The sequence below is a fragment of the Microbacterium paraoxydans genome, assembly GCF_020524545.1.
GTDB lineage: Bacteria > Actinomycetota > Actinomycetes > Actinomycetales > Microbacteriaceae > Microbacterium > Microbacterium paraoxydans_C.
Genome location: NZ_JAIVLG010000004.1, coordinates 366,485 through 386,698, shown reverse-complemented (window position 1 = coordinate 386,698; position 20,214 = coordinate 366,485). Strand labels below are relative to the sequence as shown.

The 20,214-nt window shown below is 67.1% G+C and carries 22 protein-coding genes and 4 tRNA genes; 12 read left to right on the top strand and 14 right to left on the bottom strand.

The genetic code is table 11. From position 1 onward, the window contains the following. Positions 1 to 24: 24 nt before the first annotated feature. Genes LC041_RS10995 through pdxS form a run of 3 tightly spaced genes read right to left on the bottom strand, consistent with a single transcriptional unit; the run spans position 25 to position 1,803 of the window. The gene (locus LC041_RS10995) at positions 25 to 252 is read right to left on the bottom strand and encodes a hypothetical protein (protein WP_226533130.1); all 228 of its coding nucleotides are present in this window, start codon (positions 250 to 252) and stop codon (positions 25 to 27) included. A gap of 47 nt (positions 253 to 299) precedes the next feature. Then, positions 300 to 920: a pyridoxal 5'-phosphate synthase glutaminase subunit PdxT gene (pdxT, locus tag LC041_RS10990; protein ID WP_226533129.1), complete on the bottom strand. Its 621-nt coding sequence runs from the start codon at positions 918 to 920 to the stop codon at positions 300 to 302. Continuing rightward, positions 910 to 1,803, bottom strand: coding sequence for a pyridoxal 5'-phosphate synthase lyase subunit PdxS (gene pdxS / locus LC041_RS10985; RefSeq protein ID WP_226533128.1), 894 nt, complete (start codon positions 1,801 to 1,803; stop codon positions 910 to 912). Before pdxS ends, pdxT begins: the two co-directional genes overlap by 11 nt. An 89-nt stretch (positions 1,804 to 1,892) precedes the next feature. Between pdxS and LC041_RS10980 the strand changes: the two genes are divergently transcribed. Together LC041_RS10980 and pdxY are read left to right on the top strand one after the other, a co-directional pair. After that, positions 1,893 to 3,203 (top strand): aminotransferase class I/II-fold pyridoxal phosphate-dependent enzyme, encoded by a 1,311-nt coding sequence (locus LC041_RS10980; RefSeq protein WP_226533127.1) that lies wholly within the window; start codon positions 1,893 to 1,895, stop codon positions 3,201 to 3,203. Between the two features lie 49 nt (positions 3,204 to 3,252). Beyond that, the gene (gene pdxY / locus LC041_RS10975) at positions 3,253 to 4,104 is read left to right on the top strand and encodes a pyridoxal kinase PdxY (protein WP_226533126.1); all 852 of its coding nucleotides are present in this window, start codon (positions 3,253 to 3,255) and stop codon (positions 4,102 to 4,104) included. Here pdxY and LC041_RS10970 read toward each other — a convergent pair. Together LC041_RS10970 and thrS are read right to left on the bottom strand one after the other, a co-directional pair. Beyond that, positions 4,082 to 4,669: an HIT family protein gene (locus LC041_RS10970; protein WP_226533125.1), complete on the bottom strand. Its 588-nt coding sequence runs from the start codon at positions 4,667 to 4,669 to the stop codon at positions 4,082 to 4,084. The genes pdxY and LC041_RS10970 overlap by 23 nt on opposite strands. Beyond that, positions 4,666 to 6,591: a threonine--tRNA ligase gene (gene thrS, locus LC041_RS10965; RefSeq protein ID WP_226533306.1), complete on the bottom strand. Its 1,926-nt coding sequence runs from the start codon at positions 6,589 to 6,591 to the stop codon at positions 4,666 to 4,668. The genes LC041_RS10970 and thrS overlap by 4 nt, the downstream gene beginning before the upstream one ends. 147 nt (positions 6,592 to 6,738) lie before the next feature. Here thrS and LC041_RS10960 point away from each other — a divergent pair, with 147 nt between their 5' ends. The 6 genes from LC041_RS10960 to LC041_RS10935 all read left to right on the top strand — a co-directional run bounded on the left by LC041_RS10960 (position 6,739) and on the right by LC041_RS10935 (position 11,695). Then, positions 6,739 to 7,152, top strand: coding sequence for a DoxX family protein (locus LC041_RS10960; protein WP_226533124.1), 414 nt, complete (start codon positions 6,739 to 6,741; stop codon positions 7,150 to 7,152). Between the two features lie 39 nt (positions 7,153 to 7,191). Then, a complete protein-coding gene (locus LC041_RS10955) occupies positions 7,192 to 8,568 on the top strand; it encodes a cryptochrome/photolyase family protein (RefSeq protein WP_226533123.1) in 1,377 nt (458 codons plus the stop codon). 42 nt (positions 8,569 to 8,610) lie between these two features. Continuing rightward, positions 8,611 to 9,216: a hypothetical protein gene (locus LC041_RS10950; RefSeq protein ID WP_226533122.1), complete on the top strand. Its 606-nt coding sequence runs from the start codon at positions 8,611 to 8,613 to the stop codon at positions 9,214 to 9,216. Positions 9,217 to 9,336: 120 nt separating this feature from the next. Continuing rightward, a complete protein-coding gene (locus LC041_RS10945) occupies positions 9,337 to 9,924 on the top strand; it encodes a copper resistance CopC family protein (protein WP_226533121.1) in 588 nt (195 codons plus the stop codon). Between the two features lie 11 nt (positions 9,925 to 9,935). Then, entirely contained in the window at positions 9,936 to 10,469 is a 534-nt protein-coding gene (locus LC041_RS10940) for a copper chaperone PCu(A)C (RefSeq protein ID WP_226533120.1), read from the top strand. Further along, on the top strand, positions 10,469 to 11,695 hold the full coding sequence (locus tag LC041_RS10935; RefSeq protein ID WP_226533119.1) for a Dyp-type peroxidase: 1,227 nt from the start codon (positions 10,469 to 10,471) through the stop codon (positions 11,693 to 11,695). Before LC041_RS10940 ends, LC041_RS10935 begins: the two co-directional genes overlap by 1 nt. 209 nt (positions 11,696 to 11,904) lie before the next feature. Here LC041_RS10935 and LC041_RS10930 read toward each other — a convergent pair. The 3 genes from LC041_RS10930 to LC041_RS10920 form a co-directional block, all read right to left on the bottom strand. Further along, positions 11,905 to 11,976 (bottom strand) — tRNA-Val (locus LC041_RS10930). A 27-nt stretch (positions 11,977 to 12,003) separates the two neighbouring features. Then, positions 12,004 to 12,074: transfer RNA gene (locus LC041_RS10925), tRNA-Cys, on the bottom strand. Positions 12,075 to 12,127: 53 nt separating this feature from the next. Further along, a tRNA-Gly gene (locus LC041_RS10920) sits at positions 12,128 to 12,200 on the bottom strand. A 151-nt stretch (positions 12,201 to 12,351) separates the two neighbouring features. Between LC041_RS10920 and LC041_RS10915 the strand changes: the two genes are divergently transcribed. Further along, positions 12,352 to 12,427, top strand: a tRNA-Val gene (locus LC041_RS10915). 12 nt (positions 12,428 to 12,439) lie between these two features. On the opposite strand, the gene LC041_RS10910 is transcribed toward LC041_RS10915, so the two are convergent. Beyond that, the gene (locus tag LC041_RS10910) at positions 12,440 to 13,507 is read right to left on the bottom strand and encodes a PQQ-dependent sugar dehydrogenase (RefSeq protein WP_226533118.1); all 1,068 of its coding nucleotides are present in this window, start codon (positions 13,505 to 13,507) and stop codon (positions 12,440 to 12,442) included. Positions 13,508 to 13,635: 128 nt separating this feature from the next. Here LC041_RS10910 and LC041_RS10905 point away from each other — a divergent pair, with 128 nt between their 5' ends. Next, on the top strand, positions 13,636 to 14,088 hold the full coding sequence (locus LC041_RS10905; protein ID WP_226533117.1) for a GIY-YIG nuclease family protein: 453 nt from the start codon (positions 13,636 to 13,638) through the stop codon (positions 14,086 to 14,088). Between the two features lie 59 nt (positions 14,089 to 14,147). Here LC041_RS10905 and LC041_RS10900 read toward each other — a convergent pair whose 3' ends face one another. The 4 genes from LC041_RS10900 to zapE all read right to left on the bottom strand — a co-directional run bounded on the left by LC041_RS10900 (position 14,148) and on the right by zapE (position 17,583). Further along, entirely contained in the window at positions 14,148 to 14,534 is a 387-nt protein-coding gene (locus LC041_RS10900) for an SPW repeat domain-containing protein (protein WP_226533116.1), read from the bottom strand. 81 nt (positions 14,535 to 14,615) lie between these two features. Continuing rightward, on the bottom strand, positions 14,616 to 15,164 hold the full coding sequence (locus tag LC041_RS10895) for a type II toxin-antitoxin system PemK/MazF family toxin (RefSeq protein WP_374197667.1): 549 nt from the start codon (positions 15,162 to 15,164) through the stop codon (positions 14,616 to 14,618). 20 nt (positions 15,165 to 15,184) lie between these two features. Then, entirely contained in the window at positions 15,185 to 16,423 is a 1,239-nt protein-coding gene (locus tag LC041_RS10890; protein WP_226533114.1) for an ammonium transporter, read from the bottom strand. A gap of 134 nt (positions 16,424 to 16,557) precedes the next feature. Beyond that, positions 16,558 to 17,583, bottom strand: a complete 1,026-nt coding sequence (zapE, locus tag LC041_RS10885; RefSeq protein ID WP_226533113.1) for a cell division protein ZapE — start codon at positions 17,581 to 17,583, stop codon at positions 16,558 to 16,560. 146 nt (positions 17,584 to 17,729) lie between these two features. On the opposite strand from zapE, the gene LC041_RS10880 reads away from it, so the two are divergent. Beyond that, a complete protein-coding gene (locus tag LC041_RS10880) occupies positions 17,730 to 18,623 on the top strand; it encodes a sulfurtransferase (protein ID WP_226533112.1) in 894 nt (297 codons plus the stop codon). A 19-nt stretch (positions 18,624 to 18,642) separates the two neighbouring features. Next, positions 18,643 to 19,074, top strand: a complete 432-nt coding sequence (locus tag LC041_RS10875; RefSeq protein WP_226533111.1) for a SufE family protein — start codon at positions 18,643 to 18,645, stop codon at positions 19,072 to 19,074. On the opposite strand, the gene LC041_RS10870 is transcribed toward LC041_RS10875, so the two are convergent. Next, positions 19,058 to 20,212 carry an alpha/beta hydrolase family protein gene (locus LC041_RS10870; RefSeq protein ID WP_226533110.1) on the bottom strand — a complete coding sequence of 385 codons (1,155 nt, stop codon included), beginning with the start codon at positions 20,210 to 20,212 and terminating at the stop codon, positions 19,058 to 19,060. The genes LC041_RS10875 and LC041_RS10870 overlap by 17 nt on opposite strands. Positions 20,213 to 20,214 lie beyond the last annotated feature (2 nt).

Below are 20,214 nucleotides of genomic sequence, written 5' to 3'. Positions count from 1 at the left end.
GCCCGTTCCTTCGGCAGGCGCGGCCTAGTCAGGCTCGCCCGCTGGATTCGAGTCCGGACGGAAGACGACTCGCGCGAGGAGCGTGGCTCCGCCAAGTAAACAGAGCCACGCGACTCCCCAGGCAACGAAGCCGAGCAAGGGGTTCGGATCGATCCAGGCTTGAACCGCACTGGCCCCCTTCAGAAGCATCCAGGCCAGGAAGATTCCGACTAGAACGATGCCGCTGACAGTGAGTCCGAGCTTCTTCCCCATGCCTCGAGGTTAGCGGTGCAGTCACCACCGACTTTGGGAGACACGAACTAGGCGCTCTGCGGAGCCCTCGTGCGGTGCCGCGACTCCACCAGTGCGAGGAAGCGTTCGTGAAAGCGGCGCTCCCCCGTGATCTCGGGGTGGAAGCTCAGCCCGAGCAGGTTCCCCTGCTCCACCGCGACCACGCGCCTGTCGGGCAACGCTGCGAGCACGGTCGCGCGCGGACCGACCGACTCGACCACAGGACCACGGATGAAGGCCGCCGACACAGGGTCCCCACCGAAGGCGGGGACATCGAGCTCCGCCTCGAACGACTCGACCTGGCGACCGAAGGCGTTGCGGCGGACGACGACGTCGAGACCCCCGAACGACTCCTGCCCGTCGATCGCGTCGATGATGTCATCGGCCAGCATGATCAGTCCCGCACAGGTGCCGAGCACCGGCATGCCCGTCGCGATCGCGTCGCGGATCGGCTCCTGCATGCCGAAGATGCGCGAGAGCTTGTCGATAACGCTGGACTCGCCACCGGGGATCACGAGCCCGTCGACCGAAGCGAGCTCGTCAGGGCGACGCACCAGGGCGACATCGGCGCCGAGCTTCGTCAGCAGGGCGACGTGCTCGCGCACGTCGCCCTGCAGCGCGAGGACGCCGACCCTGGGCTTACCAGCCACGCTCGGCGAGACGGTGCGGCGCCGGCAGGTCGCTGACGTTGATGCCGACCATGGCCTCACCCAGTCCGCGCGACACCTCGGCGATGATCTTGGCGTCATCGTAGAAGGTCGTCGCCTTGACGATGGCCTTGGCCCGCTCTGCCGGGTTGCCCGACTTGAAGATGCCGGAGCCGACGAAGACCCCGTCTGCGCCGAGCTGCATCATCATCGCGGCATCCGCAGGGGTTGCGACTCCTCCGGCCACGAAGAGGACGACCGGGAGCGTGCCGGTCTCCGCGATCTCGGCGACGAGCTCGTACGGCGCCTGCAGCTCCTTCGCCGCGACGAAGAGCTCGTCTTTGGGAAGCGCGGTGAGCGCGGCGATCTCTCCGCGGATCTTGCGGATGTGCTTCATCGCCTCGGAGACGTCACCGGTCCCGGCCTCACCCTTGGAACGGATCATCGCCGCGCCCTCATTGATGCGGCGGAGGGCCTCGCCGAGGTTCGTCGCGCCGCACACGAAGGGCACGGTGAAGCCGTACTTGTCGATGTGATTGACGTAGTCGGCCGGAGAGAGAACCTCGGACTCGTCGATGTAGTCGACACCGAGTTCCTGCAGCACCTGAGCCTCGACGAAGTGCCCGATGCGCGCCTTGGCCATCACGGGGATGGAGACGGCGTCGATGATGCTGTCGATCATGTCGGGGTCGCTCATGCGGGAGACGCCGCCCTGCGCACGGATGTCGGCCGGCACACGCTCGAGAGCCATCACGGCGACGGCGCCCGCGTCTTCGGCGATCTTCGCCTGCTCTGCCGTGACGACGTCCATGATGACGCCGCCCTTGAGCATCTCGGCGAGACCGCGCTTGACGCGCGCGGATCCGGTGGTTGTCTGCTCTGCCATGGGAACTCCTGTCGGATGCACCGAAGTGGGGTTTGATCTAGGACAAACATAGCACTGTCCGATTCGACCTAGAATCACAGAGGAGGACCATGAGCGACCAGATCACCGGCACCACCGCAGCGGACATCGCCGACAGTGTGCGTTCCTTGCGCGACCGCGGAATCCTCCAGGTCGGTGCTGTCCTCCCCCCGGTACGCGAACTCGCTGCCACGCTCGGGGTGAACCGCAACACGGCCGTCGCCGCGTATCGGCAGCTCGCCCAGGCGGGCCTCGTCATCTCCCGAGGGCGCGCCGGCACCGTCGTGGCGGGTCTCGAATCGGTGGCCCAGGAGGGGTACGCGCCGGACACCGTGCTTCGGGACATCGGCACGGGCAACCCCGATCCCCGGCTGATCCCCGATCCGGCGCCCGCCTTGATGACGATCGCCTCCCGTCCGGTGCTCTACGGCGAGCCGGTGATCGACCTCGGCCTCGCGGAATGGTCCCGGGAGTGGATCTCGCCCGATCTCCACGCCGACGACTTCCGGATCACGGTGACCAGCGGCGCCGTCGACGCCGTCGAGCGTCTGCTCGCGCAGGCGCTCATGCGGGACGACGCGGTGGCACTCGAAGACCCCTGCTTCCTCGCGAGCATCCACACGGTGCGCCTCGGTGGCTACCGGGCGGTCCCCGTGCCCGTCGACGGCGAGGGCATGACCGTCGACGGACTGCGTGCGGCGCTGGACGCCGGCGTCCGCGCCATCATCTGCACCCCGCGGGCCCAGAACCCGACCGGTGCGAGCCTCACCGCGAACCGGGCGGCCGAGCTTCGTGCGGTCCTCGCCGACCACCCCTACGTGCTGATCATCGAGGACGACCACTTCTCCATGCTGTCGCAGCGGCCCTACGAGTCCCTCATCGGCGCCGAGCACCGACGATTCGCCCTCGTCCGTTCGGTGTCGAAATTCCTCGGACCCGACATGTGCCTCGCGATCGCCGCGACGGATGCCGAGACGGCGGAACGGCTCGCGATGCGCCTGAGTCCCGGCACCACGTGGGTCAGCCATCTCCTGCAGCGCCTTGCGCTGGCGCAGCTGACCGATGAGACCGTCAGGACCGAAGTAGCCGAGGCCGCCGCACACTATGCGGGGCGGAATGCGTCGTTCGTCGCGCGGTTGCGCGAGAACGGGATCGACGCGACCGAGTCCGACGGGCTCAGCCTGTGGGTCGATCTTCCGCAGCCGGCTCGTACGGTTGCCGATCGGCTCATGCGGCGCGGGTGGCTCGCGCGCACCGGCGACGACTTCGCGCTCGACGAACGCGCCGAGCCTTCCCACCACCTGCGTCTGACCGTTCACGACCTGTCCGACGATGAAGCGGAGACGCTCGTCGCTGATCTCGTCGCCGCCGCCGGACGATGACCACCACCTGTCGCGGGCAACGCCCCGCCTTGAATGAAAGGGTCGGAGAATGAAGGTCCTCTCCATCCAGTCCGCCGTCGCCTATGGACACGTCGGCAACTCGGCAGCCGTGTTCCCGCTGCAGCGCATCGGCGTCGAAGTTCTGCCGGTGTACACGGTGAACTTCTCCAACCACACCGGCTACGGCGCGTGGCGGGGACCGCTGATCGCGCCCGATGACGTGCGTGAGGTCATCACCGGGATCGAAGAGCGCGGCGTCTTCGGGGGCATCGACGCGATCCTCAGCGGCTACCAGGGCGGAGAGGGCATCGGCGACGTGATCATCGATGCGGTCGCCCGAGTGAAGGCAGCGAACCCGAACGCCGTCTACGCGTGCGATCCGGTGATGGGCAATGCCAAGTCGGGGTGCTTCGTCGCCCCGGCCATCCCCGTGCTCCTGCGCGAACGCGTGGTGCCGGTGGCCGACATCATCACGCCGAACCAGTTCGAGCTGGGCTTCCTCACCGGCACCGAGCCGGACACGCTGGAATCCACCCTCGCGTCGGTCGATCTCGCTCACGCGATGGGGCCCCGCACCGTCCTCGTCACGAGCGTCGAACGGCCCGACCGTGAAGAGGGCACGATCGAGATGCTCGCCGCCGATGAGAAGGGAGCCTGGGTCGTGCAGACTCCGCACCTCCCGATGAAGGCGAATGGTTCCGGCGACGTCACGGCGGCACTGTTCACCGCGCACTACGTCGAGACCGGGAGCGCGAAGCTCGCGCTCGAACGCACGGCGTCCAGCGTGTACGACCTGCTCAAGGCGACGCTCGAAGCCGGCGAGCGTGAACTTCAGTTGGTGGAGGCGCAGGAGTTCTACGCGAACCCGCAGATGCAGTTCACGGCGCGTCAGGTGCGCTGACCTTCTCGGTCGGCCCCTCCTGCTGCGGCCAGGCTGCTGCCACGGCGTGACGCACCTCGCCCAGCAACTGCGGCAGCGCCTTGGTCTTAGCGATGATCGGGAAGAAGTTGGCGTCCGAGGTCCAGCGCGGAACCACGTGCTGATGCAGATGCGCGTCGACGCCGGCCCCGGCCACCGCCCCTTGGTTCATGCCGAGGTTGAACCCGTCGCACCGCGACACCTCCCGCAGCACCCGCATCGCTGTCTGCGTGAGAGCACCGATCTCGGCGACCTCCTCCGCGGTCGCCTGGTCGTAGGTGCCGATGTGGCGGTACGGGCAGACGAGCAGATGACCCGAGTTGTACGGGAACAGGTTCAACAGCACGTAGGCGGTCTCGCCGCGAGCCACCACGAGTCGCTCGGCGTCCGGGAACTTGGGCGCCTCACAGAACGGACATTCCTCACGGAGAGGTTCGGGTCCTGCCTGGATGTACGCCATCCGGTGTGGGGTCCACAGCCGCTGGAACTCGTCCGGCACACCGGCCAGTCGTCCTGCATCCTCCAGCGGCTGCTCCCCCTCGGTCACGCCAGGTCCCCTGCTGTCTGCACCAGGGCGTGGCTGTCGATCGCTGCGCGGATGCGAGCCACTGCATCCGCGATCGGAACACCGTTCTCCTGGGAGCCGTCGCGGTAGCGGAACGAGACGGTGCCGGCGGCACGGTCCTGCTCCCCCGCGATCAGCAGCAGTGGCACCTTGCCGGTCGTGTGCGTGCGGATCTTCTTCTGCATGCGGTCGTCCGAGATGTCGAGTTCCGCGCGCACGCCCTGGGACCGCAGCGTGTCGACGACATCGCCCAGGTAGTCGGCGAAGTCTTCGGCGACGGGGATACCCACGACCTGCACCGGGGAGAGCCACACCGGGAAGTCACCCGCGTAGTGCTCGAGCAGGATGGCGAAGAATCGCTCGATCGAGCCGAACAGCGCGCGATGGATCATGATCGGGCGCTTCTTCTGCCCGTCCTTGTCCATGAACTCGAGGTCGAAGCGCTCGGGCAGGTTGGGGTCGACCTGCACCGTGGAGAGCTGCCAGGTGCGGCCGATCGCGTCGCGCGTCTTGAGGTCGATCTTCGGTCCGTAGAACGCGGCCTCGCCCGGAACCTCGGTCAACTTGAGGCCGGAGGCGACGGCGACGCGACGCAGGGCATCGGTCGATGACTCCCAGAACTCGTCCGTGCCGATCCACTTCGACTTCTCGTCGTCCTTCATCGAGAGCTCGAGCTCGAAGTCGGTCAGACCGAAGTCGCGCAGCATCGAGAGGATGAAATCGAGGACCTTGGCGACCTCGGTCTCGAGCTGATCGGGCGTCACGAACAGATGCGAATCGTCCTGGGTGAACCCGCGCACACGAGTCAGGCCATGCAGCGCGCCGGAGAGCTCGTTGCGGTAGACGGTGCCGTTCTCCGCGAACCGCAACGGCAGGTCACGGTAGCTGCGCGCACGCTCCTTGTAGATGAGGATGTGCATCGGGCAGTTCATGGGCTTCAGGTAGTAGTCCTGGCCCTGCTTCGTGACGTTTCCTTCGTCGTCGCGCTCCTCGTCCATCACGATCGGCGGGAACATGCCCTCCTTGTACGTCACGAGGTGGTTCGACGTGAGGAACAGATCTTCCTTCGAGATGTGCGGCGTGTACACGTAGGTGTACCCACCCTCGATGTGGCGCTTGCGGGCGTGCTGCTCCATCTCGCCGCGGATCACGCCACCGCGGGGGTGCCAGACCGAGAGGCCCGACCCGATCTCCTCAGGGAACGAGAACAGGTCGAGTTCCTTGCCGAGGCGACGGTGGTCGCGCTTGGCCGCCTCCTCCAGACGGTGCTGGTAGGCGCGCAACTCATCCTTGGTGGGCCACGCCGTGCCGTAGATGCGCTGCAACTGCGGGTTCTTCTCGCTCCCACGCCAGTACGCGGCGGCGATGCGGGTGAGGTCCCAGCCGTTGCCGATCATGCGCGTGTTGGGCAGATGCGGGCCGCGGCAGAGGTCCTTCCAGACGACCTCGCCGTCGCGGGTGGTGTTGTCGTAGATCGTCAGCTCCCCCTCGCCGACTTCGACGGACGCGCCCTCCGCGGCTTCCTTGCCGCCTTTGAGACCGATGAGCTCCAGCTTGAACGGCTCGTTCGCCAGCTCGGCACGCGCCTCGTCATCGGTCACCACACGGCGGACGAAGCGCTGCCCCTCGCGGACGATGCGCTGCATCTCTTTGGTGATCGCCTTGATGTCCTCGGGCGTGAACGGGGTCTCGACGCCGAAGTCGTAGTAGAACCCATCGGTGATGGGCGGGCCGATGCCGAGGTTCGCCTGCGGGTTGATGCGCTGCACAGCCTGCGCGAGCACGTGGGCCGCGGAGTGGCGGAGAATGTTCAGCCCGTCCTGGCTGTCGATCGTGATCGGCTCGACCTCGTCGGTCTCGGTCAGCGTCGTGGCGAGATCCTTGAGTTCGCCGTTGACGCGCATCGCGACGACGTTTCGGTCAGTGAACAGGGCGAAGCCGTCATTCGGCCGGGCGTTTTCAGGCACAGAAACTCTCCATCTGGGTCGGTACCCAGGTTACTCGCTCGGAGTCCGGCCTTCGGTCCACCGGCGATCACGTAACGTGAACGGATGGACAGAGCAGTCGCACGGTGGATCCTCGCGAGCGCGCTCGGCGCGATCGGTGTCGGTCACTTCCTCAGCACACGCGGATTCCGGGTGGTGGTCCCGGACTGGGCCACCCGCGTGACCCGGCTCGACAAGGACGCGATCGTGATCGCCTCCGGTGCCGCGGAAGTCGCGCTCGCCGCAGGTTTGCTCGCGCTTCCGAAGGAACGCCGACGCGTGGGGTGGGCGACAGCCGCGTTCTTCATCGCCGTGATGCCGGGGAACATCCACCAGTGGCAGACCAAGCGCTCGACGCCGGGGCTCGACACGGATGCACGTCGGTTCGGCCGGCTCTTCCTGCAACCCCTCCTCGTCCTGTGGGCGCTGTGGTCGACCGGCGGGCAGACGCCACGACGCGGACACCGCGGGCACCGTTGAGTCACCAACCGTGTCCGCGACCTCCGGGAGAATGAATCCATGACCTCGCCTTCGATCGTATGGTTCCGCGATGATCTCCGTCTCGCCGACAACCCTGCGCTTCGAGCCGCTCTCGAACGAGACGAGCCGGTGATCGCGCTGTACGTGCTCGACGAGGAATCGCCGCGGGTACGTCCGTTCGGGGGCGCGGCGCGCTGGTGGCTCCACCATTCCCTCGAATCGCTCGATGAGCGCCTCCGCGACCGCGGTGGCGCGCTCGTGCTGCGGCGTGGCCCGGCCGAGCGGGTCGTCTGCGAGACGGTCGCCGACGTCGGAGCGGCTGCGGTGTTCTGGAACCGGCGATACGGGGGCGCCGAGCGTGCGATCGACTCCTCGCTGAAGTCGTCCCTCCGTGCCGACGGACTCGAGGTCACATCGTTCGCCGCCTCGCTGCTGCATGAACCGTGGACGGTGACGACCGGCAGCGGTACGCCCTATTCCGTCTTCACCCCGTTCTGGCGGGCCTGCCTGTCCCTCCCGGCGCCCCGTGCGCCGCTCCCGGAACCACGAGCGGTAGAGAGTCCTCATCGTGCGCCCGCATCCGATCTCCTCGACGACTGGGAACTGCTCCCGACTCGTCCGGACTGGGCCGGCGGGCTGCGCGAGACCTGGGAACCTGGCGAACTCGCCGCACGGCGGCGGCTGCGCCACTTCCTCGACGAGGACCTCACCGACTACGACCGGGCCCGCGATGAGCCGTCAGCAGGTGCCACGTCGCTGCTGTCGCCGCACCTGCGCTGGGGAGAGATCAGCCCGTTCACGGTGTGGCAAGAGGCCGTCGGCGTCGAGGGTTCCGGCGGCTTCCTCTCCGAACTGGGCTGGCGGGAGTTCGCCTGGCACACGCTCTATCACTCGCCCGACCTCGCGACCGAGAACCTGCGGCCGGAGTTCGACGCCTTCCCCTGGCCACCGCTGGACCCTGCCCATCTCGACGCCTGGCAGCACGGCGAGACGGGTGTGCCGCTGGTGGACGCCGGGATGCGCGAACTCTGGCACACCGGTTACATGCACAATCGGGTGCGTATGGTGGCGGCATCCTTCCTGGTGAAGAACCTGCTCATCGACTGGCGGCACGGCGAGGAGTGGTTCTGGGACACCCTCGTCGATGCCGATGAAGCCAGCAACCCGTTCAACTGGCAATGGGTCGCGGGCTCCGGAGCGGACGCCGCGCCGTACTTCCGGGTGTTCAACCCTGAGCTCCAGGCGAAGAAGTTCGACGCGCAAGGCCTCTACATCCAGCGCTGGGCTGCCGAGGCGCCCACCGAGCCGATCGTCGACCTCGCGGAGACGCGAAAAGCAGCACTCGCCGCCTATGACGTCGTCAAGAGGGCGCCGAGAACACGACGCGAGGAGAACGACGGCGACCGCGATCGGTAGGCCTGGGGCTGTCGTTCTCGCCGTCCGTGCCAGACTGGAACCGTGACCGAATCCAGGAAGCCAGCCGTCATCCGCGGCTTCGCTGCGTCGTCACTCGCGATCTTCGTCGCACTCGCCGGCCACGTCACCGGCGGCGGGCAGGTGCCCGGCGCGCTCGGCATCCTCGTACCGTGGATCTTCTCGTTCATGATCTGCGTCCTCCTCGCCGGACGGTCGCTGTCAGTCATCCGGCTCGGATTCTCCGTCGCGGTGAGTCAGTTCCTGTTCCACGCACTGTTCGTGCTCGGCACCGTCACCCCCTCCGGCGTCTCGGCGCCGCACGTGCACGGCGCACCCCTCGTGATCCCCGCGGGGCCCGGGCTCACGGAGGCCGTCGCCGCTGACACCTCGATGTGGCTCGGCCATACGGTCGCGGCTCTGCTGACGGTGGCCGCACTGTATCGGGGCGAGCGTCTTCTCCTCGCTGTGCGTGACCTCGCCCGCCAGCTGAGCAGGTGGCTGCGCCGCCGTGTCGATCGCGCCCTACGGCTCCCGGCGCTCCGCCTCCTCCGCCGTCTGCGGGGCGTCTTCGATCTCGCCTGCAGCAGCGAACTCATCCTCCTCGCGACCCTCCGCGGCCGCGCTCCTCCGCTCTCCGCTGCGCTCTGATCCGCGCCCTGGACGCACTCACCGGTCCAGAGGCGCTCCACGCCGTGCGCGATCATCGCGCGCGGGTTCTGAACGCATGCATGCACGCCGCCCACGCGGCGTCTGATGAGAGGCCATCCCATGTCCCCTGTCCGCAGGATTGCGGCCGGGTTGACGTTGGCGGCGATCGCGACCCTTGCGATCGCCACACCAGCGTCCGCCCACGACCAGTTGGTATCCAGTTCTCCGGCCGCCGATGAGCAGTTGGCGGCGGCGCCGGAAGAAATCACGATGTCGTTTTCCGGCGAGCTCCTCGTCCTCGATGACTCGCTGACCGGCGCTGTCGTCATGGTCGTCGATGCCACAGGGAAGGACTGGGTCTCCGGCGACGTCACGGTCGCCGGGCGCACGGTCACCGCCACTCTCGAAGCCGGGATGCCCGTTGCGGGCTACCAGGTGCGCTGGCAGGTGGTCTCGGAGGACGGTCATCCGATCGCCGGGGTCATCCCCTTCACGGTCGGCGATGCCGAACCGATGCAGGTCCCGGTATCGGGTGATACGGCGGTGACACCCTCATCAGGCGAAGAACAGACGGATCAGAGCGCGACGGATTCGAGCAGCACTATCCGGGTGCTGCTCATCGGCGCGGGTGGGGCGGTCGCGGCCGTCCTCGTCCTCGTGCTCATCAGATTCCTTCGTCGTCCTCGGACGACAGCAGATGACCTGTGAAAGGCACCATTGTGAACACCACCAAGAACCTTCCCCGACTCGCGGCTGTGATCGCGGTCTCCCTGCTCGCGCTCACCGGGTGCGCGCCGGAGAGCGCCACGAGCGAGCCCACGACACGTCCCGCCGGTGACTCCGTCACCATCGAGGATGCGTGGGTGAAATCCGCCGAAGAGGGGATGTCCGCCGGCTTCGGCACCCTCATCAACAACGGAGACGACGATGTGACCGTCGTGTCGGTCACGTCCGAGGCGTCGACGATGATCGAGTTGCACGAGACCGTCGAGAACGAGGCCGGCGAGATGGTGATGCGCGAGAAGGCCGGCGGGTTCGACATCCCCGCCGGAGGAACGCTCGCTCTGGAGCCGGGCGCGAACCACATCATGCTGATGGACCTCAGTGCCCCGCTCACCGCCGGCAACGACGTCACCTTCACCCTGACGTTCTCCGACGACTCCACCTACGAGTTCACGGCCCCGGTGAAGGACTACTCCGGCGCGAACGAGAACTATGAGGGCGGCGAAGAGCACGAGGGTATGGATCACTGATGTCGGCGCCCGCTGAGGGCGCCCGCTCCCGCCGCACCGGGTCGACCCGGCGACAGTTCCTCCTCGGAGGCGCTGTCGCCGGTGTCGGCGCGGTCGCGGCCGTCGGAGTGGACCTCGCCCTGAACCGCGCGGACGTCGACGAGACGTCCGCTTCCGCCCCGATGAACGGTGGGGTGACCGTACCGTTCTTCGGAGACCATCAAGCAGGCATAGACACGGCTGCGCAGGCGCACGGGGTCTTCGTCGGCCTCGACCTGCATGACGACGTCGACCGCGGCGGACTCGCCCGCCTGATGCGCCTCCTGACCGATGACGCCGCACGCCTGACGCAGGGCCGGGCCGCGCTCGCCGACTCCGAGCCCGAGCTGGCGCTCGCCCCCGCGCGACTCACCGTCACGTTCGGCTTTGGTCCGCGCTTCGTCGCGCGCGCAGGCGGAGCGGGGCCGTCGTGGTTGGCCCCGCTGCCTGCCTTCGGAGTGGATCGGTTGCAGGACGAGTTCTCCGGCGGTGATCTGCTCCTGCAGATCGCCGCCGATGATCCGCTGACCGTGGCCCACGCGACCCGGATGCTGTTGAAGGACGCACGGGGCTTCGCCGACGTCCGGTGGACTCAGCAGGGCTTCCGTCGCGCGTACGGAACGGAGCGCCCCGGCACGACGATGCGGAATCTGTTCGGACAGGTGGACGGCACCACCAACCCGGAACCCGGCACGGCGGACTTCGATGAGGTCGTGTGGAGCGCGGACGGCTGGCTCGCCGGAGGTACCGGAATGGTGCTCCGTCGCATCCGCATGGACCTCGACAAGTGGGACCGGCTGGATCGAAGCGGGCGCGACGCCTCAGTGGGAAGGGCTCTCGCCAACGGCGCCCCCCTGACCGGCACCGAGGAGTTCGATGAACCGGACTTCGAGGCGAAGACATCCCTCGGCTTCCCCGTGATCCCGCAGTTCGCTCACATCCGCCGTGCCCGCGGCGACGGTGCCGAACGCATCTTCCGGCGTGGATACAACTACGACGAACGACCTTCAGGCACCTCGGTCTCGGAATCTGGCCTGCTCTTCGCCTCCTTCCAGGCCGACGTCGACACGCAGTTCGTTCCGATGCAGCGGCGACTCGACGAACTCGATCTGCTCAATGAGTGGACGGTTCCGATCGGCTCCGCTGTCTTCGCGATCCCACCGGGTTGTGCGGAGGGCGGATTCGTTGGCGAGACGCTCCTGACGTGAACCGACCGCCTCCCGCCAGGAGGCACCCCGCGGCTGCGACGGTGTGGCCAGGTCGTGCGGCTGCGTTCTCGAGGGAGCATCGCGGACGCCGGAGTGCGTCGACTCCTGCGCTCGTGCGAGCGATCGCACAAGCGCAGGAGTCGCCCGACGCTCACGGCACGGCCGTGGACACACGAAAAAACCCCCGGAAAACCGGGGGTTTCTGTCTGTGCGCGATACTGGGATCGAACCAGTGACCTCTTCCGTGTCAGGGAAGCGCGCTACCGCTGCGCCAATCGCGCCCGTTGGGGCTATTCAGTTTTCCCGTGAGGTGGCGACGGGATTCGAACCCGTGTAAACGGCTTTGCAGGCCGGTGCCTAGCCGCTCGGCCACGCCACCGTGTGGATTGACCCCACGTGCGAAGGACCTCCGAAGAAGATTCTCTGCACTCGAGCGGATGACGAGACTCGAACTCGCGACCCCAACCTTGGCAAGGTTGTGCGCTACCAACTGCGCTACATCCGCATTTCGTTCCCGGTTGTCCCGGGCACTCATGAAACATTAGCCGAAGATTTCCCTTCCACCAAACCCGTGGCGAATCTCGCGCGTGTCTCGCTGACTGGTCCGCGAGGCCTCCCAGCGTCGGGTAGTATCGGTTGACGTACCCCGCGGGTATGGGCGATTGGCGCAGTTGGTAGCGCGCTTCCTTCACACGGAAGAGGTCATCGGTTCGAGTCCGGTATCGCCCACCACGACCTCCGTCTTCACCGCTCACCGAGTGCGATGCGGATGACCCTGTCGTCGCCGGCTGCAGGGCGACCGCGGCCATCCGTGTTGTTGGTCAGAACCCAGAGCGCGCCATCCGGAGCCACCACCACATCGCGGATCCGACCGTACTCACCCGGGAAGAACTCGGTGGAGGCGGACAGGTCGTCCAGCGGCACCCGGCGCACCCGCTCACCACGGAGGTTGGCGACGAAGATCGCGCCGTCCGCGATCGCGATCCCACTGGGACTCGCTGTGTCTGGGGCCCACTGCTGCACCGGATCGATGAAGGTGCCACGGTCTCCGACGCCCTCCACCTCCGGCCAACCGTAGTTGCCGCCTGCCTCGATGACGTTCAGCTCATCCCAGGCGTCCTGGCCGAACTCGCTCGCGTACATCGTGCCCCGATCGTCCCAGGCCAGCCCCTGCGGATTGCGGTGACCGAGGCTGTAGACGGGCGAGCCGTCGATCGGGTTGCCCTCGGGTACACCACCGTCCGGCGAGAGGCGGAGGATCTTCCCCGAAAGACTCGTCTCGTCCTGCGCCCTCTCGCGATCTCCGGCGTCACCCACGGTGATGTAGAGCATGCCATCCGGCCCGAACGCGATGCGGCCTCCGTTGTGATTCGTCGCGGCCGCGAGTCCCGACAGAACCGTGTCAGGTTCACCGAGCTCGAGCGATCCCGGGGAGCCGGATAGGAGGAACCGCTGTACACGGTTCTCGTCCGCCGCCGTCGAGTAGGCGTAGAGCCATCCATCGTGGACGGCGATCCCCAGGAGACCTCCTTCGCCTCGTGGCTCCACACCGTCGAGCACCGCGATCTCCCGCACATCCCCGTCGTCCGAGACCTCCAGAACCCGCGCCGTGTCGCGCTCGCTGATCAGCGCCGCTCCCTCATGGAAAGCGATGGACCACGGCGCGGCGAGGCCTTCGACGACCGTCGAGACCTCCCCCGGAGCGCCGCCGGCTGAGCCACCTTGAGGCGTCGGCGTGCAGGCGCTCAGAGCAGCCGACATGAGCGTCACGACAAGCACTGCGTGCAGGACGGTCCGCGCCTTTGACCCCATCACCGCTCCTTCCGCGCCGTCCGCTTCTCATCGAGGCTAGGCGCACGCTCGCTCCGGCAGAAGCCCCGAACCGCCGATTCTCGGTCGCGCCCCTCCGGAGTGTCCGCCCCTGTGCGTATCCTGCCCCGGTGTCGACGCCTCACGCCCTCCCCGGTCCTTGCGCGCTCTGCGGCAGCGAAGCAGGCCTCCGCACCGACGAGCACTGGTGCTGCGCGGCGTGCGGTTGGCGCTACGGCGACGTGCCGGACGCCGACCTCCCGCTCCCTCGCATCGACATCGTCTACTACATCCGATTCGACGAACGGGTGAAGATCGGGACGAGCAGCCGACCCCGCCAACGTCTCGCCGCGCTCCGGCACGATGAGCTCCTCGCCTTCGAGCGCGGAGGACGGGCGCTGGAGCAGCAGCGCCACCGTGAGTTCGCGTCGATCCGCGAGGGCGGCGAGTGGTTCACCTTCACCCCCGCGCTACGCATGCACGTCTCGCAGCTCCGCCATCAGGGCGAACCTTGGGTGCAGTATGCCCGTTGGCTGAGCGGAGCGCTACGAGGAGACGATGACCACTGGGGCACCGACACATGACGATGCCGGGCGACTGCTTCGGGAAGTCCAGTCGCCCGGCACCGCGTATCGGGCCGTGATCAGGCCGTGGCTGCGCGTCCGCGCGCGTTCGCCGGCTCCGGCTGCGAGAAGAGGACGACGACGATCACCGCTGCACCCACCACGACGTGCGGCAGCCAGACGTTGAGCGCCTCTCCGGAGAAGCCGAAGATCCAGGGCGACAGCGCGAGGAACAGGCTCGCGACGATGTCGAACACCAGGTGCACGGGCATCGGGATGAAGCCGAACGGACCCCATTCGTACTTCGTGAACAGGCTGTAGACGATGAGCCCGATGCCGAGGACGATCGGGATGATGACCGCTGGTCCGCCCATGTTCGCGAACCCGAACAGCCAGGGCGCGGCGATCAGGGCGATGCCGACGATGTAGTCGAGAGCTCCGTGGACCTTGGTGGGGATGAAACGCATGATTCCTCCTTGTGTGGCGCCGCTGAACGCGACTCACCACTGGTTCGAAGCCCTGCGCTCATCGGATTGCCTGTCTCCCCCTCATCTCGCCGCCGACCACCCATAGCGTCGCTCGAGAGCGGCACCGACGCGGTCGTAACGAGGGCGGCCGAGCACAGCGGCTTCGCGACGGAGCCCCCGCTCGTGCACGCTGTACAACTGTTCGATGTCCACCCAGGACTCGCGTCTCTGCGTGTCCCACCCGCCTGTACCGATCGAGATGTAGTCACGGTCGCCGTCATGGGGCCTGCTCGTCATGCGCACGGCGTACACGCGCTCCGGGGATTCACGCCCGATAACGAGGACGGGACGATCCTTGCCGCGTCCGTCGTTCTCCTCGTACGGCACCCAGGTCCAGACGATCTCACCGGCATCCGGTGCCCCGTCCCGCTGCGGTGCATAGGACACCTCCAGGTCCGCGATCCGGTCCGGATCGACCCGAACGGTCTCGCTGCCGCTCCTCCGTCCACGGTCGATCGCGGAAGACGCCACCGGGCGCCTCGGAGCTGTTGTCCGAGGCGCCCGGGGTGAACCGACTGCCTTGCGAAGGATACCGACGAGTGATGTCAGGATGCTGTTGCTCTTGCCCACTCGGTCACCCTAACCGCAGTTCACGCGTCAGCGAGTGCGTAGCCCTCCTCGCCGTGGACGACCTGGTCCACGCCGGCGATCTCGTCCTCGTTGGTCACGCGGAAGCCGATCGTCTTCTGGATCGCGAAGCCGATGATGAAGGCCACGACGAAGGAGTAGATCAACACACCGAGTGCGGCGATGACCTGAACGGCGAGCTGGCGAGCGTCTCCGCCCACGAACAGGCCGGTCTCGGTGGCGAAGAAGCCGAGGTACAGGGTTCCGATGAGACCACCGACGAGGTGGATGCCGACCACGTCGAGCGAGTCGTCGAAGCCGAGACGGAACTTCAGCTCGATCGCGAGGGCGCACACGACACCGGCGATGGCACCGAGCAGCAGGGCCCAGCCGGGCGTGAGGTTGGCGCAGGCCGGGGTGATCGCAACGAGACCGGCGACGGCACCCGAGGCGGCTCCGACCGAGGTGGGCTTGCCGTCCTTGATCTTCTCGACGAGGATCCAACCCAAGATGGCGGCCGCAGTGGCTCCGAGGGTGTTCAGCCCGATGAGACCGACTCCGCCCATGTCCTCTGCGAGCCACTCCGCACCGGCGTTGAAGCCGAACCAGCCGAACCACAGCAGCGCGGCGCCGAGCAGCGTCAGCGGCACGTTGTGCGGCTTCAGGATGCCCTTCTGGAAGCCGATGCGCTTTCCGAGGACCAGGGCGAGCGCGAGTGCGGCTGCACCGGCGTTGATGTGGACGGCGGTACCGCCGGCGTAGTCGATCACGCCGATGCCGCTGTCCTCACCGAACAGCGTCGTGCCGAGGTTCATGATCCAGCCACCGCCCCAGACCCACGCGGCGACCGGGAAGTAGCCGACCGTGGCAAAGATACCCGCGAAGATCAGCCAGCTGCCGAACTTGGCACGATCGGCGATCGCTCCGGAGATCAGCGCGACCGTGATGATCGCGAAGGTCGCTCCGTAGGCGACCCCCAGGAGTGCGACGTTCGATCCTTCACCGGACGCCAGGCTGGACAGCCCGAAGTCGGCGAAGGGGTTGCCTGCGAAGGCAGTCGGGCTGTCGACGGCGCTCATCGAGAAGCCGAAGAGAATCCACAGCACGGCGACAAGTCCGATCGAGCCGAAGCTCATCATCATCATGCTGACGACGCTCTTCGCCTTGACGAGACCTCCGTAGAAGAAGGCGACGCCGGGCGTCATGAGCAGAACGAGCGCTGTCGCGGTTATCGCCCACGAGATGTTGCCGGGAGCATCCATAGGAAAACCTCACATCCGAAGTAATTGAGAGCTTCAGTGTGACGACGCGCCGTTTCGCGCATGCGTGAGGTTTGTTTCCCCGCTGTTACAGCGCGGCTCCTGGTGTGAACATCGCGTTACGCCGCCCTTCGGGGTTACGCAGAATGCGTCAAGGCGTTGAGCCGAGAGACGGCGCGCAGGTACTTCTTGCGGTATCCGCCGGCCAGCATCTCCTCGGAGAACACCGAGTCGAGCCCGAGCCCGGTTGCGATGACGGGGATCTGGGCGTCGTACACCCGGTCGACGAAGGCGACGAAACGCAGAGCCTCGGACTGATCGGTGAGCTGATGCACGTCGCGCAGCCCGACCTGGTCGAGACCCTCGATCATGCGGATGTACCGCGACGGGTGCACCTGCGCGAGGTGACGGATCACGTCCTCGAATCGGTCGTCGGATGCCATGCCTTCGGCCTTCGCCGCCGCTGCTTCATACGCCTCGGCATCCAGCACCACGGCCTGTCCGTCGATCGCCCGCTGCCGGAAGTCCACTCCGTCGATGCGCAGGGTCTGGAAGCTGTCGGACATGGCGTGGATCTCGCGAAGGAAGTCCTGCGCGGCGAAGCGCCCCTCGCCGAGTGCGTTCGGCGGGGTGTTGGAAGTCGCTGCCAGGCGGGTCCCCGTGGGAACGAGTTCTCCGATGAGGCGGGTCATGACCATGGTGTCACCCGGATCGTCGAGCTCGAACTCGTCGATGCAGAGCAGGTCCGCACCCTTGAGCAGGTCGACGGTGTTCTTGTATCCGAGTGCCCCCACCAATGCGGTGTACTCGATGAACGAACCGAAGTACTTCCGGCGGGCCGGCATCGCGTGGTAGATCGAAGCGAGCAAGTGCGTCTTGCCAACGCCGAAGCCTCCGTCGAGATAGACACCGGGTTTGAGCTCGGGTTCCTTCTTCGCGCGGCTGAAGAGGCCGCCGCGCTTCACCGCGGTGCCGCGCCCCGCGAAACGCATCAGCGTGTCCTTCGCCTCCTCCTGCGACGGATAGGCCGGATCCGCGCGATAGCTGTCGAAAGTCGCCGTGTCGAACTGGGGCGGGGGCACAAGGCTCGCCAACATCTCGGGTCCGGTGACCGTCGGCTGACGATCGGTGAGGTGCACGGTGCGGCTGGTCGTGTCGGTCATCACGGTCCTGAATCGGGTGCTGGCCTGTGTCGAAGTCTTACGATTCGGGCGCAGGGTGCTCGGCGGGGATCTATCGTCGAAGGGACGGATCAACACTACGCCGTCCGCCCTCACCCCCTCGTCCGCTCACACGCTTCGGAGATCCCATGGCCATCGAGTTCGATTCCTCCTCCCCCAAGTTCGCCGAGTACGCCGAACCCGGCCGCCTCGTGACGACGGAGTGGCTCGCCGAACGGCTCGGAACCCCCGGGCTCGTCGTCGTCGAGTCCGACGAAGACGTCCTCCTGTACGAGACGGGCCACATCCCGGGCGCGGTGAAGGTCGACTGGCACACCGAGCTCAACGACCCTGTCGTGCGCGACTACGTCGATGGCGAGGGCTTCGCGAAGCTGCTGAGCCGCAAGGGAATCTCGCGCGACGACACCGTCGTGATCTACGGCGACAAGAACAACTGGTGGGCGGCCTACGCTCTCTGGGTCTTCTCGCTGTTCGGCCATGAAGACGTCCGCCTTCTCGACGGCGGACGCGACCGCTGGATCGCCGAGGGGCGGGAGATCACCCGCGAGGCGACCAGCCGTCCGGCGACCGAATACCCGGTGGTCGAGCGCGACGACTCGGTGCTCCGCGCCTACAAGGAAGACGTGCTCGCCCACATCGGCAGCCCGTTGATCGACGTCCGGTCCCCCGAGGAATACAGCGGAGAGCGCACCACCGCACCCGCATACCCCGAGGAGGGTTCGCTACGCGCCGGCCACATTCCGACCGCGCAGAGCGTTCCCTGGGCGAAGGCGGTGGCCGAGGACGGTGGCTTCCGCAGCCGCTCCGAGCTCGATGCGATCTACCGTGACGGAGCTGGTCTGAGCGATGGCGACGACATCGTCGCCTACTGCCGCATCGGCGAGCGGTCCAGTCACACCTGGTTCGTCCTCAAGCATCTCCTGGGATTCGAGAACGTGCGCAACTACGACGGCTCCTGGACCGAGTGGGGCAGCGCTGTGCGCGTTCCCATCGTGACGGGATCCGAACCCGGCACGCTCTGAACATGTGACAATGACAGGGATGAGCACAAGCGACGTTCCTGAAGCCCTCGCCGAGATCCGCGACGGTTTCCTGGAGATTCCCGAATCCGACCGTCTCCTGCTGCTGCTCGAGTTCTCGGACGAACTCCCCGACGTCTCCGACGAGGTCGCGGCCCACCCGGAGATGTACGAACGGATCGCAGAATGCCAGTCACCGGTGTACATCCACGTCGAGGTTCACGACGACATCGTCACCATGCACGCCTCAGCGCCGCCCGAGGCTCCCACGACGCGCGGGTTCGCGAGCATCCTGGTCCAGGGACTGACCGGTCTCACCACCGACGAGGTGCTCGCGATACCGAACGACTACCCGCAGTCGATCGGACTCACGAAGGCCGTATCGCCGTTGCGCATCGGGGGCATGACCGGCATGCTCATGCGGGCGAAGAACCAGGTCACGCACAAGCGCTGAAGCCCTGAGCCTCGAGCCAGTCGGTGATCGCCGTCGTCCAGGCGACCTGGTCGTAGTTCCACAGCTTCGTGTGGCGTGCCACTGTGAACCTCGGCATGGTCACGAGATCGGGACGTGCCTCCTGCAGCGCGTGCGAGGAATCCGCCGGCACGAAACCGTCGTCGTCACTGTGCAGGATCAGCACCGGCGCGGTGAGTTCGTCCGCACGAGCGACCATGTCCAGCCGGTCGAACGGGATCGGCGCCTCCGCTCCGCTGAGGCGTGCCGTGAGCGGCATCTCCAGCGCGCCCATGGCCAATTCCGGAAGCGGCGCACGCACGCCGGCGAGCCTCGCCTGGAATCGCAGCACCGTGCGCCAGTCGACGACGGGCGATTCGAGGATGATCCCGGCGATGCGATCGCGATGGCCGGAGGTGACCGCTGCCTGGAGTGACACCGCGCCTCCCATCGACCACCCCATCAGGATGACTCGTTCGGCACCGTGTCGCAGCGCATAGGCGATCGCTGCGTCGACGTCACGCCACTCCGAGGCGCCGAGCGCGTAAGCCCCCGCCCTCGTTCGCGGGGCCTCACCGTCGTTGCGATAGGAGACGACCAGGTTGGGGAGGCCTGCGGCATGAAGCGCCGGGACCGCACGGAGACACTCCGCGCGGGTCGCGCCCCGTCCGTGCACCTGGATCACCCAGGTCGACGACGACGCCGGGAAGAACCAGGCCGGGCACGGCCCCGCGGGCGAACCGATGAGCAGGTTCTCCCAACGTAGATGAAGCTCACTCGGCGAGGAATAGTAGTAGCCGCTGAAGGATGCTGAACGGTCGACGCGAGCACCGGGCTCGATCTGAGTGAGGAGCTTGCGACGCACGGTCGCCCCATCCGCACTGAGCACGGCGCCGAGCTTGACATATCCGTAGGTGCCCGTCGTGAACAAGCCGTAGCGACCGGGAAGCTCGGTGTCCAGCGTGCGCTGCAGTTCAATCGTCTGCGCGCCGGTGTCGACGGCGAGGATCTCGGTATCCGTCGCGCGCCGCACAGGCGTGACCACTCGCCGGGCCACGGCGAACACGACGAGAGCGAACGCCGCCCCGAAAGCGAACAGGGCGGGGACAAGGAGGGTAACGGCGTGCCTGAGACTCTTCATCG

Coding starts and splice junctions, on each gene's coding strand:
- LC041_RS10995 (WP_226533130.1), bottom strand. CDS start 252: ATGGGGAAGAAGCTCGGACTCACTGTCAGCGGCATCGTTCTAGTCGGA.
- pdxS (WP_226533128.1), bottom strand. CDS start 1,803: ATGGCAGAGCAGACAACCACCGGATCCGCGCGCGTCAAGCGCGGTCTC.
- LC041_RS10980 (WP_226533127.1), top strand. CDS start 1,893: ATGAGCGACCAGATCACCGGCACCACCGCAGCGGACATCGCCGACAGT.
- pdxY (WP_226533126.1), top strand. CDS start 3,253: ATGAAGGTCCTCTCCATCCAGTCCGCCGTCGCCTATGGACACGTCGGC.
- thrS (WP_226533306.1), bottom strand. CDS start 6,591: ATGCGCGTCAACGGCGAACTCAAGGATCTCGCCACGACGCTGACCGAG.
- LC041_RS10960 (WP_226533124.1), top strand. CDS start 6,739: ATGGACAGAGCAGTCGCACGGTGGATCCTCGCGAGCGCGCTCGGCGCG.
- LC041_RS10955 (WP_226533123.1), top strand. CDS start 7,192: ATGACCTCGCCTTCGATCGTATGGTTCCGCGATGATCTCCGTCTCGCC.
- LC041_RS10945 (WP_226533121.1), top strand. CDS start 9,337: ATGTCCCCTGTCCGCAGGATTGCGGCCGGGTTGACGTTGGCGGCGATC.
- LC041_RS10935 (WP_226533119.1), top strand. CDS start 10,469: ATGTCGGCGCCCGCTGAGGGCGCCCGCTCCCGCCGCACCGGGTCGACC.
- LC041_RS10910 (WP_226533118.1), bottom strand. CDS start 13,507: ATGGGGTCAAAGGCGCGGACCGTCCTGCACGCAGTGCTTGTCGTGACG.
- LC041_RS10900 (WP_226533116.1), bottom strand. CDS start 14,534: ATGCGTTTCATCCCCACCAAGGTCCACGGAGCTCTCGACTACATCGTC.
- LC041_RS10890 (WP_226533114.1), bottom strand. CDS start 16,423: ATGGATGCTCCCGGCAACATCTCGTGGGCGATAACCGCGACAGCGCTC.
- zapE (WP_226533113.1), bottom strand. CDS start 17,583: ATGACCGACACGACCAGCCGCACCGTGCACCTCACCGATCGTCAGCCG.
- LC041_RS10880 (WP_226533112.1), top strand. CDS start 17,730: ATGGCCATCGAGTTCGATTCCTCCTCCCCCAAGTTCGCCGAGTACGCC.
- LC041_RS10875 (WP_226533111.1), top strand. CDS start 18,643: ATGAGCACAAGCGACGTTCCTGAAGCCCTCGCCGAGATCCGCGACGGT.
- LC041_RS10870 (WP_226533110.1), bottom strand. CDS start 20,212: ATGAAGAGTCTCAGGCACGCCGTTACCCTCCTTGTCCCCGCCCTGTTC.